General features: G+C 70.9%; 14 protein-coding genes. 6 read left to right on the top strand and 8 right to left on the bottom strand.

The features are described 5' to 3' along the window. Positions 1–8: 8 nt before the first annotated feature. From DEJ02_RS13800 to DEJ02_RS13785, 4 genes are read right to left on the bottom strand one after another with little or no spacing between them, the layout of a single operon-like run. A complete protein-coding gene (locus DEJ02_RS13800; protein WP_110864890.1) occupies positions 9–899 on the bottom strand; it encodes an ABC transporter permease in 891 nt (296 codons plus the stop codon). After that, positions 896–1,837, bottom strand: a complete 942-nt coding sequence (locus DEJ02_RS13795) for an ABC transporter permease (RefSeq protein WP_027464675.1) — start codon at positions 1,835–1,837, stop codon at positions 896–898. The genes DEJ02_RS13800 and DEJ02_RS13795 overlap by 4 nt, the downstream gene beginning before the upstream one ends. Beyond that, positions 1,837–3,237, bottom strand: a complete 1,401-nt coding sequence (locus DEJ02_RS13790; RefSeq protein WP_111033453.1) for a M14 family zinc carboxypeptidase — start codon at positions 3,235–3,237, stop codon at positions 1,837–1,839. Before DEJ02_RS13790 ends, DEJ02_RS13795 begins: the two co-directional genes overlap by 1 nt. A gap of 8 nt (positions 3,238–3,245) precedes the next feature. Then, entirely contained in the window at positions 3,246–4,832 is a 1,587-nt protein-coding gene (locus DEJ02_RS13785; RefSeq protein WP_258378738.1) for an ABC transporter substrate-binding protein, read from the bottom strand. Positions 4,833–5,011: 179 nt separating this feature from the next. On the opposite strand from DEJ02_RS13785, the gene DEJ02_RS13780 reads away from it, so the two are divergent. Further along, complete coding sequence (locus tag DEJ02_RS13780) at positions 5,012–5,671, top strand: FMN-binding negative transcriptional regulator (protein ID WP_111033451.1); 660 nt, start codon at positions 5,012–5,014, stop codon at positions 5,669–5,671. Continuing rightward, positions 5,668–7,137 (top strand): amidohydrolase, encoded by a 1,470-nt coding sequence (locus DEJ02_RS13775; RefSeq protein ID WP_111033450.1) that lies wholly within the window; start codon positions 5,668–5,670, stop codon positions 7,135–7,137. The genes DEJ02_RS13780 and DEJ02_RS13775 overlap by 4 nt, the downstream gene beginning before the upstream one ends. Positions 7,138–7,165: 28 nt before the next feature. Here DEJ02_RS13775 and DEJ02_RS13770 read toward each other — a convergent pair whose 3' ends face one another. From DEJ02_RS13770 to DEJ02_RS13760, 3 genes are read right to left on the bottom strand one after another with little or no spacing between them, the layout of a single operon-like run. Continuing rightward, the gene (locus DEJ02_RS13770; RefSeq protein ID WP_071246661.1) at positions 7,166–8,095 is read right to left on the bottom strand and encodes an Fpg/Nei family DNA glycosylase; all 930 of its coding nucleotides are present in this window, start codon (positions 8,093–8,095) and stop codon (positions 7,166–7,168) included. 36 nt (positions 8,096–8,131) lie between these two features. Continuing rightward, on the bottom strand, positions 8,132–8,620 hold the full coding sequence (locus DEJ02_RS13765; protein ID WP_027464669.1) for a ribose-5-phosphate isomerase: 489 nt from the start codon (positions 8,618–8,620) through the stop codon (positions 8,132–8,134). Between the two features lie 46 nt (positions 8,621–8,666). Beyond that, positions 8,667–9,308 carry a helix-turn-helix transcriptional regulator gene (locus DEJ02_RS13760; protein WP_111033449.1) on the bottom strand — a complete coding sequence of 214 codons (642 nt, stop codon included), beginning with the start codon at positions 9,306–9,308 and terminating at the stop codon, positions 8,667–8,669. Between DEJ02_RS13760 and DEJ02_RS13755 the strand changes: the two genes are divergently transcribed. Then, complete coding sequence (locus DEJ02_RS13755; protein WP_111033448.1) at positions 9,307–9,825, top strand: GNAT family N-acetyltransferase; 519 nt, start codon at positions 9,307–9,309, stop codon at positions 9,823–9,825. The genes DEJ02_RS13760 and DEJ02_RS13755 overlap by 2 nt on opposite strands. Before the next feature lie 121 nt (positions 9,826–9,946). Here the strand turns inward: DEJ02_RS13755 and DEJ02_RS13750 are convergent, their stop codons facing one another. Then, the gene (locus tag DEJ02_RS13750; protein WP_375342367.1) at positions 9,947–10,600 is read right to left on the bottom strand and encodes a DsbA family protein; all 654 of its coding nucleotides are present in this window, start codon (positions 10,598–10,600) and stop codon (positions 9,947–9,949) included. 120 nt (positions 10,601–10,720) lie between these two features. Here DEJ02_RS13750 and pepN point away from each other — a divergent pair, with 120 nt between their 5' ends. The 3 genes from pepN to DEJ02_RS13735 all read left to right on the top strand — a co-directional run bounded on the left by pepN (position 10,721) and on the right by DEJ02_RS13735 (position 14,959). Next, positions 10,721–13,300: an aminopeptidase N gene (pepN, locus tag DEJ02_RS13745; RefSeq protein ID WP_111033447.1), complete on the top strand. Its 2,580-nt coding sequence runs from the start codon at positions 10,721–10,723 to the stop codon at positions 13,298–13,300. 73 nt (positions 13,301–13,373) lie between these two features. Further along, entirely contained in the window at positions 13,374–14,441 is a 1,068-nt protein-coding gene (locus DEJ02_RS13740) for a mechanosensitive ion channel family protein (protein ID WP_111033446.1), read from the top strand. Positions 14,442–14,497: 56 nt separating this feature from the next. Then, entirely contained in the window at positions 14,498–14,959 is a 462-nt protein-coding gene (locus tag DEJ02_RS13735; protein ID WP_241660472.1) for a globin, read from the top strand. The last annotated feature ends 166 nt before the right edge of the window (positions 14,960–15,125 follow it).

The raw sequence follows: 15,125 nt of genomic DNA, 5'->3' as shown, positions 1-15,125 counted from the left end.
CGTGCCGGTCAGCGCCGACGCGGGTCGAGTGCGGCGCGCAGCGTGTCGCCGAGCGCGATGACGGCGAGCACGGTCACGGCGAGGAACGCCGCCGGCGCGATGAGCATGTGCGGGGCACGGAGGAACTGCGACGTCGCCGCGGACAGCTGCAGCCCCCACGAGATCGCCGGACGCTCCAGCCCGATGCCGAGGTAGGTCAGCGACGACTCGGACACGATGACCCCGCCGACGGTGATGGTGGCGAGCACGAGCAGCGGCGAGATCGACGACGGCAACACGTACCGGGTGGTGATCCGCCACGTCGACAGCCCCATGGTCCGGGCGGCGAGCACGAACTCGGCGCCCCGGACACTGCGGACGCTCGACCGCACGAGCCGGGCCATCGTCGGCCACCCGAACAGGGCGAGCACGAGCGACACGGTGAGCACCGACCGCTCCCCCACGCTGTTCAGCACGACGACGGCGCCGAGCAGGAACGGGAACCCGAGGAACACGTCGGTGAGCCGGGCGAGGACGGCGTCCACCCACCCGCCGACCATGCCCGCGACGGTCCCGACGACGACCGCGACCATGCCGGCGAGCAGGGTCGTGAGCACCGCGACGGCGATCGACGACCGGGTGCCCCAGATGACGTTCGCGTACACGTCGCAGCCCTGCAGGTCGAAGCCGAACGGGTGCCCGGCGGTCGCTGACGCCCCGCTCCGGCCAAGGTCGCACACCCGGGGGTCGCCGTGGCCGAACAGTCCGGCGAAGAGCTGCGGGAACGCCGCGATGAGCAGGACCACCACGAGCACCGACGCGGGCACCCAGAACCCCGGCGTCCGTGCGGCGGCGAGCAACGGGCGGCGCCGGACCCCGACGACGGGGTCGACGGTGGCCCCGAGGGCTTCGGTGGTCATCGGGAGGCTCCTGTCCGGACGCGCGGGTCGAGGGCGGCGTGCAGCAGGTCGACGAGCACGCTCGTGACGAGGAACACCAGGATGAGGGCGGTCGAGATGCCGACGACGACGGCACCCTCGTGCGAGCGGATGCCCTGGAACAGCAGGTTCCCGACGCCCGGTAGGTTGAAGATGCCCTCGATGATGACGGTGCCGCCCATCAGGTACCCGAGGTCGGTCGCCAGGTAGGTGGCGGTTGGTATGAGCGAGTTCCGCAACACGTGCACACCGACGATCCGGCCCGGCGCGAGCCCCTTGGCGCGGGCCGTCCGCACGTAGTCGGCGTCGAGTGTCTCGATCATCGACGTCCGGGTGAGCCTGGACACCGCGGCCAGGCCGAACAGGGCGATCACGAACGCCGGCAGGACGTACGCGGTCGGCCACCCGGCGGTGACCCCCGCGACCGGGAACCAGTGCAGCCGCACCGAGAACACCAGCTGCAGGGCCACGCCGAGCACGAACACGGGGACCGCGCCGACGACGATGGTGCCGACGAGCACCGTCTTGTCGAGCACGGTGCCGCGCCTGAGCGCCGAGACCACGCCGAGCCCGATGCCGAGGACGATCTCGAGCGCCCACGCGCTGAGCGCCAGCGTGATCGTCACCGGCCACCGCGAGGCCATCTGCTCGCCCACGGACTGCCCGTTGAAGTCGGTGCCGAAGTCACCCCGGAACAGTCCGCCCAGGTACTGCACGTACTGCAGCCAAAGCGGCTGGTCCAGGTGGTACTCCGCCCGCAGCGCCCGCACGACCGAGTCGGTGAGGGGGCGCTCGCCGCCGAGCGCCTTGATCGGGTCACCGGGCAGCGCGAACGTCATCGCGTAGATGAGGAAGGTCACCCCGAGGAACACGATGACCAGGCCGCCGAGTCGGCGACCGACGGCGAGCGTCGGACGCATCACGCGCCTCCCGTCTGTCCCGTGGTGACCAGGGGCGGACGGGAGGCGCGGGTCGGGTCCGCCACGTGCGCCGCGCAGGCGAGGATCGCCCCGTACTGCACGCCCACGAGCTTCCCCACCGGGATCGGCTGCGCACCCGTCGACGCGTCCGCCTGCCAGCGCGCGTAGCGCTCGGCCAGGCGGTCGCGGAGCCGCCGGAGCGGCGCGGACGCCGTACCGGCGGTCGTCTCCGCCTCGACGGCGCGCAGGAGCATGCCGCCGTAGCGCAGGCGGAAGCAGCGGACGAGGTCCTCGCAGCCGAAGCGCTCCGCGACGGTGGCCGTCCGGTCGGCCGGTTCCCGTTCGGCACGGCGGCGGTCGGTGTCCGCCATCCCGACGAGCATCGGCACGAACGCCCGGGAGGCCTCGACGAACGGGGACGGGATCGTGAGCATCGGCGATGCCTCGTCGAGGAACGCCTGCAGCTCCGCACCCGAGGCACCGAGCTCGTCCGCGCACCGACGGAGCAGGTCGGCGTACGACTCGTCGGTCGGGGTCTGGTCGTCGGCGTCGGGGTGGCTCCAGTACGGCAGCTCGGCCACCATGCAGAGGGCGCCGTGCCGCATCGCCCACGCCGCGCTCGATCCGCCGTGGATGTGCTCGCCGGGGTCGACGCCGAGCTCCTCGAGGTAGGCGTACGCCGTCTCGATGCCGTCCATCGCGAACACCGCCGGGGCGAGCTCCCGCAGGTACGGGGACTCCGGCTCCCCGGTGTCGAGCGGCAGTCCGAGTGCGGCCGGCACCGCGTGCAGGGTGTCGACGACGGCGGGCAGGTCCTCGGACAGGTAGTAGTAGACCCCGCCCATCTCGCCGTTGTGCAGGCTCACGAGCAGGTCCGGCTCGGTGTCGTCGATGAGCCGCATGAACGCGAGCGTCTCGGGCAGCACCCGGTCGAAGTACACCGACTTGTAGCTGTTCGGGAACGTCCACTCGACCTGGCTGTCCGGGGCGGGCCGGTAGAAGTGCCGCGAGTAGAACACGCGGTCGTGCGGGTCGTGGAACCACGCCTCGTTGAGCCGCATGCCGTCGGGGTCGATCGTCGGGACGATGTGCCAGGTGACGTCGAGCCCGGCCACCCGCTCGTCACCGAGGGCCGTCTCGGCGAGGTGCAGCGCCGTCCACGAACCGATCGGCTCGTTCGGGTGCACCCCGCCGACCACGACGGCCGCGTGCGACCCGGTGCCGATGCGGTAGCTGTGCAGCGGTTCGCCGAGGCGGCTCGTGCCGATCCGGGTGACCGTGACCCGGTCGGGGTGCGCCGCGGCGAGCGCGGCGAACCGGGCGTGCAGGTCGTCGACGAGCGGGAAGCCGTCGCGGTCGGGGACGTCGCGGACCAGGTCGAGGACGGTGTGCTGCTCCATGCCCCGCCCTACTTCACGGCGATCTGCGCGATCACGGGGCTGCCCGCCACCGCCGGCAGCTTCGCGATCTTGTCGCTCGTGACGTACGAGTACTTGTCGAAGAAGGTCGGGACGATCGGGAAGTCCTGCAGGACCGCCTCCTGCGTCTTCGTGTAGTACCCGTTCGCCTCGTCCTGGGACCCGGCGGAGTCGGCCTTCGCGAGCAGCGAGTCGACGTCGTCGGACTGGTAGTAGCCGGTGCACGGGGAGCAGCCGCCGGCCGTGGTGAACAGCGCACGGAGCGTGTTCTGCTGGCTGATGTACAGCGCGCCCCAGTGGCCGAAGTGCGGGCCGGCGACGGTCTTGTCGGTGAGCTCCGAGTAGTAGGACGCCCAGTCGGTGGTGGCCTTCGCCTCGGCGTCGACGCCCAGGTTCTGCCGGATCTGGTTGGCGTACGCCTCGTACAGGGAGTCGAGGCCGGTGCCGCCCGGGTAGACGAGCGTCATGGTGCCGTCGAACCCGCCGGCACTGGCGAGGAGCTTCTTCGCCGCTGCCGGGTCGAACTCGCAGGCGTCGCCGCAGATGCCCTCCTCGGTGCCGGACATCGACGGTGGGGTCAGCGCGGTGGCCGGGTCGTACAGGCCGCCGTAGATCGCGTCGTTGACCTCGTCACGGTCGATCGACATCGAGATCGCGCGGCGCACGTCGGGGTCGGAGTACCGGTCGTCCCACAGCGGGAACCCGAGGTAGTCGATGCCGGGGGCGTCGAAGGAGTGCAGGCGGTCGCCGAAGTCGGCCTTCGCGCTCGTCATCTTGTCGGTCGGCAGGAACAGCACGTCGGCGTTGCCTGCCAGGACGTCGGTGTACGCGGTGTTCATGTCGGAGTAGCTGCGGAAGGTCACCTCGTCGGTGGCGGGCTTCGTGCCCTCGTAGTCCTTCCAGGCCGTGACGGTGAACTCCTGGTCCGCCTTCCACGCCTTCGTCATCTCGTACGGGCCGTTGCCGATCGGCTTCTCGTCGTACGCCTTCAGGTCGTCGTAGGCGGCCTCGGGCATCGGGTAGAACGCCGTCTGGGCCTGGCTGAGCTGCAGGGGGAACTGGCTGTCCGCGTGGGTGAGCGTGACCGTGAAGGTGTCCTTGCCGGTGACCTTGAGTCCCGACATCTCCTTGGTCTTCGGGGTGCCCTTCGCCGGGTTGAGGTCGGTGTACCCGACGATCCCGGCGAGCTGACCGCTGTTCTCCCACGCGTTCGGGCCGTAGGCGACGTGGTTCCAGGCCTTCACGTAGCTCTCCGGCGTGACGGCCTCGCCGTTCTGGAACGTCCAGCCGTCCCGCAGCGTGATCGTCCACGTGGTGGCGTCGTCGCTCTCGACGCTCTTCGCCGCCACGTACCGCAGGTCACCGTCGGCATCGGTCTGGGTGAGCGGCGCGAAGACGCTCATCACCTGGTCGAAGGCCACGGTCTGCCGGCCCGGGGTCAGGTGGTCGGGCTCGCCGGTCGCGTAGACCAGGCTCGAGGGAGCATCGTCGTCGGCCGCGCCGCCCGCCGAACAGCCGGTCGCCACCAGTGCCAAGGTTGCCGCCGCGGCCAGCGCGGCGATCGTCCTGCGTCGCATGATCTCTCCTCGATCGGGTGCGGCCGGATCCCTGCCCGGTCGTCGTGGTGGGAAAGCTAGGACGGTTCGAATCCCGACCACAAGACTTCTTTCAATGCGCTCTGAGAGTTTTACCGCGCAGAAACACTGACGAAACGACACCCGTCGCGCGACCGAGCCCGTTGTGCCACGCTCGGAACATGCGCCACACACCGCACTTCCTGATGACCGACGTCGACGAGGTCCGACGCCTCATCACCGGGAACCCGTGGGCGACGATCGTGTCCCACACCGCGGCCGGACTGGTCGCCTCGCACTACCCGGTGCTGCTCGAGACCCCCGGCCCCGACGACGACCCGGACGCCCTCGTGCTGGTGTCCCACGTCGGCCGTCCCGACGAGGTCGCCCACGAACTCGGACGGCACGAGGTCCTCGTCGTGTTCCAGGGTCCGCACGGCTACGTCTCCCCCGCCTGGTACCCGCCAGAGCAGTTCGTGCCCACCTGGAACCACGTCACCGCCCACGTCTGGGGCACCCCCGAGATCCTCTCCGACGACGAGAACTTCCGGGTCCTCGGCGAACTCGTCGACCACTTCGAGCACGTCATGCCGTCGCCCGTGTCGTTGCAGATCGACGAGGAGACCGCCCGCCGGATCGCCAAGGGCACCGTGGGCATCCGGATCCGCGTCACCCGGTTCGACGCCCGCGCCAAGCTCTCGCAGAACAAGGCCCCCGAGGTGATCGACCGCATCGTCGCCGGGCTGCGGGGTGACGGCCCCTACGCGTCGCCGGCGCTCGCCGACGAGGTCGAGCGGGTCCGGCCCGTCCCGTCCCCGGCGAACGGCCTGGAGGCGTCGTGACGGACATCCTGCTCCGCACCGTCCGGCGTGTGGGCACCTCCGGAGCCCCTGCCGACGTCCGCATCGTCGACGGGCGCGTCACCGAGATCGCACCGACCGGCACCCTCGACCCCACGAGCGTCGACACCGACGTCGTCGAGGCCGCCGGCGCCTGGCTCGGCCCGGGGCTCCGCGACCACCACACGCACTTCGACCAGTGGGCACTCGTCCGCCGCCGTGTCGACGTCACCGGCTGCGACTCCCCCGAGGCGACCGCCGACCTGCTCGCCGCCGTCGCGCGGGCGGGCATGACGGACCGCGTCCTGGTCGGACACGGCTACCGCGACGGGATGTGGCCGCGCCCTGCGCGACGCGAGCTGCTCGACCAGGCCGCACCGGGCCTCCCGGTCGTCGTCATCAGCGCGGACCTGCACGCGGTGTGGTGCAACGCGCTCGCGCTCGCGCACTTCTCGGCTGCTGTCGGTCGCCCGCTCGAGGCGGGCGAGGACGGGGTCCTGCGCGAGCAGGACGCGTTCGACGTGACCGGAGCGCTGTCGCAGGTGCCGGACGACCTGCTCGACGCCTACGTGGCGGACGCTGCCGAGGCTGCGGCCGCCCGCGGGGTGACGGGCGTGGTCGACCTCGAGATGCGCTTCGGGCTCGACCGCTGGCGCCGCCGGATCCACGCCGGCACCGACGCGATCCGGGTCGCGTTCGGGGTGTACCCGGCCGAGCTCGACGAGGCCATCGGCCGGGGGCTGCGCACCGGCGACGTGGTCGACGGCACGCGGGGCTTGCTCACGATGGGACCGTTCAAGGTGGTCACGGACGGGTCCCTCGGCACCCGGACCGCCGCCATGACCGACGGCTCCGGTGTGCTCGCCTGGCCGTTCGAGGACCTCGTCGCGATCACCCGCCGTGCCGTCGACGCCGGACTCGTCCCCGCGATCCACGCGATCGGCGACCGGGCGAACACGCTGGCGCTCGACGTCTTCGAGACCGTCGGGGCCCGCGGCACGATCGAGCACGCGCAGTTGCTCGTCGACACCGACGTCGACCGGTTCGCCCGGCTCGGGGTCGCCGCGTCCGTACAGCCCGAACACGCCATGGACGACCGGGACATCGCCGACCGGCACTGGGCCGGGCACACCGACCGGGCATTCGCCTTCGCGTCGCTCGCACGGGCCGGAGCGCGCCTGCTGCTCGGCTCGGACGCTCCGGTGGCGCCGCTCGACCCGTGGGTGTCGATGGCGGCGGCCGTCGGGCGGGACCGCGACGGGCGGGACCCGTGGCACCCGGCCGAACGGCTCTCGGCACTCGTCGCCTGGCAGGGGTCGACCGACGGGCGCGTCGGGGTGTCCGTCGGCGACGTCGCGGACCTGGTGCTCGTCGAGTCCGACCCGCTGGCGTCCTCGTCCGCCGCACTGCGCGGCATGCGGGTGCTCGGGACGGCCGTCGCCGGACGGTTCACCTACCGGGAGCTGTGACCGGGCGGGTGCGCCCGTGCCCCGTGGGCTACTTCTGGTCCTTCGGGCACCAGTAGAGCTTCCGGCCGGCCATGTCCGCCATCCGGATCTCGGTGCCGCAGACCCGGCACGGCTCGCCCTGGCGGTGGTAGACCCAGTGGCGGTCCTTGCGGGAGCGCAGGGCCTTCTTGTGGTCGGCCTCGGACAGGTCGTCCATCGTCATCATCAGGCCGTCGCGGACGCCGTCGTGCAGCAGCTTCGACCAGTCGGCCCAGAGCGCCTTGGCCTGCTTGACGGTGATCTTCTTGCCCGGCTTGTACGGGTCGATGCGCTGCCGGAACAGCAGCTCGGCGCGGTAGATGTTGCCGATGCCCGCCACGACGGACTGGTCCATGAGCAGCTGCCCGATGGCGACGTTCCGACGGCGGACGTTGTCGACGAAGGTCTTCTCGGCCTCGGGCCCGTCGTCGTTCATCGGGTCGGGGCCGAGCTTGTCGAGCGCACGCTGCACCTCGGCCGGGGTCTCCACGACACACGCGGTCGGGCCACGGAGGTCGGCGACGGTGTCCTCGGTGAGGATCCGCACCCGGACCTGGCCGACGGGGTCCGGCGGGAAGGACTCGATCGGGTCCTCCGCCTTCTCCTGCTCGGCCATCCGGTAGCGGGCGAGCCGCGGTGCACCGATCGAGCTGAGCGACTCTTCGCGGTCGTCGTCGTCGGACAGCGCCTCGGCGGTGGAGATCACGCCCGCGAAGTCCCACGCCCCGTACAGCCCGAGGTGGACGCGGAGGAACAGGTCGCCCTCGAACTCCAGGAACATCTGCTTCGCCACCGCACGCGCGGCGATCATGCGCTTGCCGTCGAGCTGCGCGGCCCCGGCGGCGAAGCGACCCTGGGGGCTCGACACCTCGCAGCGCTTGCCGACGAAGTGCCGGGTGAACTGGTTGGCGATGCGGTGGACGGAGTGACCCTCGGGCATGACTACCGTTCTACCCGGTACCCCTGACGAGCCGGACTACGCGTCGATCTGGCGGCCGGCGATCAGCCCGGTGGTCTCGTACTCGGCGAGCTGGGCGATGCGGCGGGCGTGGCGCTCCTCGCCGGAGAACGGCTCGGCGATGAACAGGTCCACGAACCGGATCGCTTCGTCCTCGGTGTGCTGGCGCGCGCCGATGGAGATGACGTTGGCGTCGTTGTGCTGACGGGCGAGCAGGGCGGTCGACTCGTTCCAGACGAGCGCGGCGCGGATGCCCTCGACCTTGTTGGCGGCGATCTGCTCACCGTTGCCGGAACCGCCGAAGACGACACCGAGCGCCTGGACACCGGCACGCTGGTCCTGCACCACGGCGTGCGCGGCGTTGATGCAGAACGAGGGGTAGTCGTCGAGCGCGTCGTACTCGGTCGGACCGTGGTCCACCACCTCGTGCCCGGCTTCGGTCAGGTGGGTTGCGAGGGTCTTGTTGAACTCGAGGCCGGCGTGGTCCGTTCCGAGGTGGATGCGCATGGAACCGATCCTATTCCTGCGGCTCCGGGGCCCGGACCACCACGGACTACGGCGCGCGGACCACCACGACGAGGTACCGGGTGGGGTCCTCGCCCGGGTTGCGGTAGACGACGTCGGCCGGATCGCCGAACTCGATCCGGTCCCCCGCCGCCAGGCGCGTCGGCTCGCCGCCGACGACGACCTCGAGCACGCCGTCGACGACCCAGATGCAGTGCCGCAGGAACGCGTAGGCGGACGCCGGGTAGGCCACCTCGCGGCCGGCCGGGAGGCGCACCTCGGTGACGTCAGCGGGGAACGCCGCGCTCGAGACCGGACGGCGGCGGTACCCGGTGTCGGGATCGGTCCAGGAATCGGCGGTCGCGCCGCGCTGGACCCCGCGCGCCTCGTCGGGGTCCGTCACCCTGGGCACCTCGTGCTCCAGGGCATCGTCGAGGAGCTGCGAGATCGTCAGACCGAAGGCACCGGACAGGCGACCGAGGATCGTCGCGGTGGGGCTGGAGACCCCGCGTTCGACCCGGTTGATCATCGCGCGGGAGACGCCGGACTCCTCGGCGAGCTCGGTGAGGCTCCACTTCCGCTCGGTGCGGAGCCGCTGGAGGCGTTCACCGAGCGCCCGCTGCTCGGCGACCGAGGTGTCGTCGGCGCCGGTTGCGGGATCGGCGTATGCGTCGTCTACGATGTGAGACATGACGACAGCATATGCGACGAACGGGGTCGTGATCCGCGACTGCACCCCGAGCGACCTCGACGTCGTGCACGCCCTGCACGTCGATGCCGTCCTGCACTCCACGGCCATCTGGCAGGACACCCCGCACCCGCGTGCGTACTTCGACGGGTGGCTCGCCGAGCGGCAGGGAGGCGGGTACCCGGTGGTCGTGGCCGAGGTCGACGGCACCGTGGCCGGCTACGCCACGTACTCGCAGTGGCGGCAGCCGGACGGGTACCGGCACACCGTCGAGCACAGCGTCTACGTGGTCGAGGCGTTCCGCGGCCGGGGCATCGCGACGACCCTGATGGCCGAGTTGGTCGCGCGGGCCACCGCCGAGGGGCGGCACGTCATGATGGCGGGGATCTGCAGCACCAACACGGGGTCGATCGCCCTGCACCAACGCCTGGGGTTCACCACGGTCGCGGTCGTGCCCGAGGTCGGACGCAAGTTCGACCGCTGGCTCGACCTGACGCTCATGCGCCTGCCGCTCGTCTGACGCGACGGGCGGGGCGGGCGCACCACGGGCCTCCCGGCCGCCCGTCGCCGAACGGAACCTGGTTCCGGACACGGAACCGCGCGATCCCGCGGTGCTGTGTCCGGAACCTGGTTCCGGAGCGTCAGTCGGTGGTGTCGAAGATCGGGCCGACCGTGCGCGAGCGCTTGAGCTCGAAGAAGCCGGGGTACTTCGCGACGGCGACGACGCCGTCCCACAGGTCGAGCGCTTCTTGGCCCTTGGGCGCCGGGGAGATGACCGGTCCGAAGAACGCGGTGCCCTCGACGGCGATGACCGGCGTGCCGACGTCCTGTCCGACGCGGTCGATGCCGTCCTGGTGGCTGACGCGCACGGCGGCGTCGACCTCGTCCGTCCAGGCGTACTCGAGCAGGTCGGCGTCGAGGCCGAGCTCCGCGAGCACGGCGGGGACGACCTGTTCCGGGTCGGACTCCTGGCGGTGGTGGATGTGCTCGCCGAGGGCGTCGTACAGCGGCTTGACGACGTCCTGCCCGAGCCGGAGCCTCGCCGCCGTGACGATGCGCGGGTAGACCTGGCCGGCGTGCAGGCGCTCCTTGTAGCGCTCCGGCACGTCCTGGTCCTCGTTGAGGACGAACAGGCTCATCACGTTCCAGGTGACGTCGAGGTCGCGGTGCTCGGCGACCTCACCCACCCAGCGGCTCGTCATCCAGGCCCAGGGGCAGTTCGGGTCGAACCAGAACTCCACGGCGGTGCGCTCGGTGGTGGGGTCGGTCGGGTTGTCCACAGTCGTCTCGGTCACGATCCGAGCGTACGCGGCGTCGCTAGGCTGGAACCCATCGTCCCGCCGGCGCACGACGCCGTCCGGGGCCCCGTACGCGGACACCGATCGTCCGCGTCCCCAGCGAAGATGGAGCGTTGCGTGCCCGGAGAGAACCTCACCCGAATCGAAGCCCAGGAGCGCGCGGCCGTCGTCGCCGTGCAGACGTACGACGTCGAGCTCGACCTGACCCGCGGCGCCGACAGCTTCGGCAGCACCACGCGGGTGCGCTTCACCGCCACCGCCGGCGCATCGACCTTCATCGACGCCATCACGAAGACCGTGCACTCGATCACGCTGAACGGCTCGGCGCTCGACGTCGCCGCGGTGAACGACGGCGTGCGCATCCAGCTCGACGACCTGCAGGAGCAGAACGAGCTCGTGGTCGTCAGCGACGCGCTGTACACGAACACCGGTGAAGGCCTGCACCGCTTCGTCGACCCGGTGGACGACGAGGTGTACCTGTACTCCCAGTTCGAGGTCCCCGACTCCCGCCGCATGTTCGCGGTGTTCGAGCAGCCCGACCTGAAGGCCGAGTTCTCCTTCACCGTGACGGCGCCGTCGCGGTGGCAGGTCGTCTCGAACTCCCCCACGCCGGAGCCGCACGTCGACGGTGACGTCGCGACCTGGGCCTTCCCGCCCACCGCGCGCATCTCGAGCTACATCACCGCGCTCGTCGCCGGCCCGTACGAGGTCGTGCGCGACGAGCTGACCAGCCGCGACGGCCGGACGATCCCGCTCGGCGTCTTCGCGCGCAAGTCGCTCGCCTCGTACCTCGACCCCGAGTACGTGTTCGACATCACGAAGAAGGGCTTCGCGTACTTCGAAGAGAAGTTCGACGTCGCCTACCCCTTCGACAAGTACGACCAGCTGTTCGTGCCGGAGTTCAACGCCGGTGCGATGGAGAACGCCGGCGCGGTCACCTTCACCGAGACCTACGTGTTCCGGTCGAAGGTCACCGACGCCATCAAGGAGCGCCGGGTCGTCACGATCCTGCACGAGCTCGCCCACATGTGGTTCGGCGACCTGGTCACCATGAAGTGGTGGAACGACCTGTGGCTCAACGAGTCCTTCGCCGAGTGGGCCTCCACGATCGCCACGGCTGAAGCCACCGAGTGGACCGAGGCCTGGACCACGTTCCAGGCGATGGAGAAGTCCTGGGCCTACCGCCAGGACCAGCTCCCCTCGACGCACCCGATCGTCGCGACGATCAACGACCTCGAGGACGTCCAGGTCAACTTCGACGGCATCACCTACGCGAAGGGCGGCTCGGTCCTCAAGCAGCTCGTCGCCTGGGTCGGCATCGACGCGTTCTTCGCCGGTGTCTCCGCCTACTTCAAGAAGCACCACCACTCGAACACCGAGCTCCGCGACCTGCTCGTCGAGCTCGAGGCGACGAGCGGCCGTGAGCTGACCGAGTGGTCGAAGCTCTGGCTCGAGACGGCGGGCGTCAACACCCTGCGCCCCGAGATCGAGACCGACGACTCCGGTGTCATCACCTCGTTCACAGTCCTGCAGGAAGCCCCCGCCGACTACCCGACGCTGCGCCCGCACCGTCTGGCGATCGGCGTGTACGCCTTCCGGAACGACGAGTCCGCGCCGTTCGGCGCCGACACGGCCTCCGCCGGCGGCAAGCTCGAGCGGGTCCACCGCGTCGAGATCGACGTCGACGGTGCCCGCACCGAGGTGCCCGAGCTCGTCGGCGTCCAGCGCGGCGACCTCGTGCTCCTGAACGACGACGACCTGGCCTACGCCAAGATCCGTCTCGACGAGCACTCCCGGCGCACCGCGATCGAGCACCTCGCGTCGATCGCGAACCCGCTCGCCCGCTCGATCGTCTGGGGTTCCGTGTGGGACGCCACGCGCGACGCCGAGTCCCCGGCCAGCGACTACGTCCGTCTCGTGCTGGGCAACATCGCGACCGAGACCGAGTCGACGACCATCCGCACGACGCTCTCGCAGCTGCTGCTCACCGCACGCAACTACGTGGCACCGGGCTCGGTCGAGGCCACGGTCCGCACCGTCGGCGACACGCTCTGGCAGCTCGCGTCCTCGGCCGAGGCCGGTTCGGACGCGCAGTTCCAGTTCGTGAAGTTCTTCGCGCAGGTCCCGTCCACGCCCGAGCACGTCGCGACCCTGCAGGGCCTCCGCGACGGATCGGTCACGCTGCAGGGCCTCGAGATCGACACCGACCTGCGCTGGGAGCTGCTCGAGGGCCTCGTGCTCGCGGGTGCTGCGGACAACGCAGAGATCGACGCCGAGCTCGCCGCGGACAAGACCGCGTCGGGCGAGCAGGCCGCGGCCCGCGCCCGGGCGACGATCCCCACGGCCGAGGGCAAGCTGGCGGCGTTCTCGTCGCTGGTCGACTCGTCCGAGCTGCCGAACGCCATCGTGCGCCAGACCACGGTCGGGTTCCAGCACGTGAACAGCCCGGTGCTGCTCGAGGGCCTCGTGCCGAAGTACTTCGAGGTGCTCACGCGCATCTGGGCCGAGCGCAGCTACCACATGGCGGACACCATCGTCTCGGGCCTCTACCCGGCGCCGCTCGCGTCGGCCGAGCTCCGTGACGCCGCCGCCGCGTGGCTCGAGGAGCACCCGGAGACGCCGGCGCTGCGCCGCATCGTGTCCGAGAGCCTCGCGGGCACCGAGCGCGCACTCCGGGTCCAGGCCGCCGACGCCTGACCCTTGCTCTGATCCGGCGGGGTCTTGGTGTTCCTCCAGGGATGCCGAGGCCCCGCCCTTTACGATCGTCCGGATGATCTTCCTCGCTGCTTCGACCGACGACGCGTCCAAGTGGATGTCGAGCTCCTTCACCGAGTTCGTCACCGTCTGGCGTGTGCCGATCGTCATCGTGGTGACCGTGCTCGTCGCCATCGTCGTCCGGCTGATCCTGCGGCGCACGATCAAACAGGTCGTCGACCGCATCGTGAACGGCGTCAAGAAGCGTCAGGGCGCCGCCGATACCCAGGCCCTCATCGCCTCACCCGTGCAGACCGCGCGGGTGGTGCAGCGAACCCGGACGCTCGGCAGCGTGCTCGAGAACCTGGCGACCGTCGCAGTCGTCATCATCGCCCTGGCCGTGATCATCCCGCAGGTCCTCCCGAACGCCGCGGTCGGGATCGTCGGTGGTGCGTCCCTCGTCGCAGCCGGCCTCGCCGTCGGCGCCCAGTCCATCGTGAAGGACCTGCTGTCCGGCATCTTCATGATCCTCGAGGACCAGGCCGGCGTCGGTGACGTCGTCGACACCGGGCAGGCCACCGGTGTCGTCGAGAACGTCGGGCTGCGCGTCATGCAGATCCGCGACGTGAACGGGATCCTGTGGTTCGTGCCGAACGGCCAGATCCTGCGCGTCGGCAACCTGTCGCAGGGCTGGTCGCGCGTGCTCGTCGACATCACCGTGCCCTACGACACCGACATCGACGCCGTGCAGGACGCCCTGCTCAAGGCCGCCGTCACGATGTCCCAGGAGTCCCGCTGGCGGCAGCGGATCGTCGAGAAGCCCGAGATCTGGGGCCTGCAGTCGATCACCGACGCCGGCATGGTCTTCCGCCTCGTCGTGAAGACCCGCGCGTCCGAGCTGGACGTCGTCGGCCGGGAGCTCCGCACCCGCCTGAAGCACGCGGTCGACGAAATCGGCATCACCCTGCCGGCGATGGCGATGATCATGCCCGAGGGTTGGGAGAACGCCACCTCGATCAACGGCCTGCGCACCGTCCGGACCCAGCCGACGCCGGCCCCCACGAAGCCCCGGCGTCCCAAGCGCAACATCCTCGGGCAGCCGATCCGCACCGACGACCCCGACAGCGGGAAGGACCCCCGATGACCGACCCCACACTCCCGAGCGGCACGGGCGGGCCCGGAGCACGCGGCTCGCTCGGCATGCCCGGTGCTCCAGGGATGCCCGGCTCGGTCGGCGTCCCGGCGCAGCCGATCACCCTGCGCGTCGGGGAGCACGGCGCCTCGGCCACCGGGTCGCTGTACGAGCGGATAGGCGGCGCCCCGACCTTCGACCGGCTCGTCCGGCGCTTCTACGAGGGCGTGCAGCAGGACGAGGTCATCTGGCCGATGTACCCGGCCGACGACCTCGAGGGTGCGATCTGGCGCCTGTCCGCCTTCCTGCAGCAGTACTGGGGCGGCCCGGGCACCTACAGCGAGCAGCGCGGCCATCCCCGCCTGCGGATGCGGCACAACCCGTTCCGCATCACGTCCGAGGCCCGGGAACGCTGGCTCCACCACATGCACGAGGCGGTCGAGTCACTCGAGCTCGCGCCCCTCGACGAAGCCGAGCTCTGGGGTTACCTCGACCGCGCTGCCCACGCGATGACGAACACCTTCGACTGACACACGCCCGGCACACGCCGTCGTGTCGTCGAGACGCCGCCGAATCCGGCGGCGTCTCGACGCTCCCGCGGCGTCTTCCGCTGACGCCGGCGTGCAGTGATCGTCGCGAGCGGCTGACGGGAGGCCCGTGGCGGCGCCGCCACGGGCCTCCCGTCCGCCGGTTCCC

It is taken from the genome of Curtobacterium sp. MCLR17_042, assembly GCF_003234695.1.
Taxonomy (GTDB): Bacteria; Actinomycetota; Actinomycetes; order Actinomycetales; family Microbacteriaceae; genus Curtobacterium; species Curtobacterium flaccumfaciens.
The sequence above is the reverse complement of the archived record's forward strand: the minus strand, read 5'-3'. Positions and strand labels throughout refer to the sequence as shown.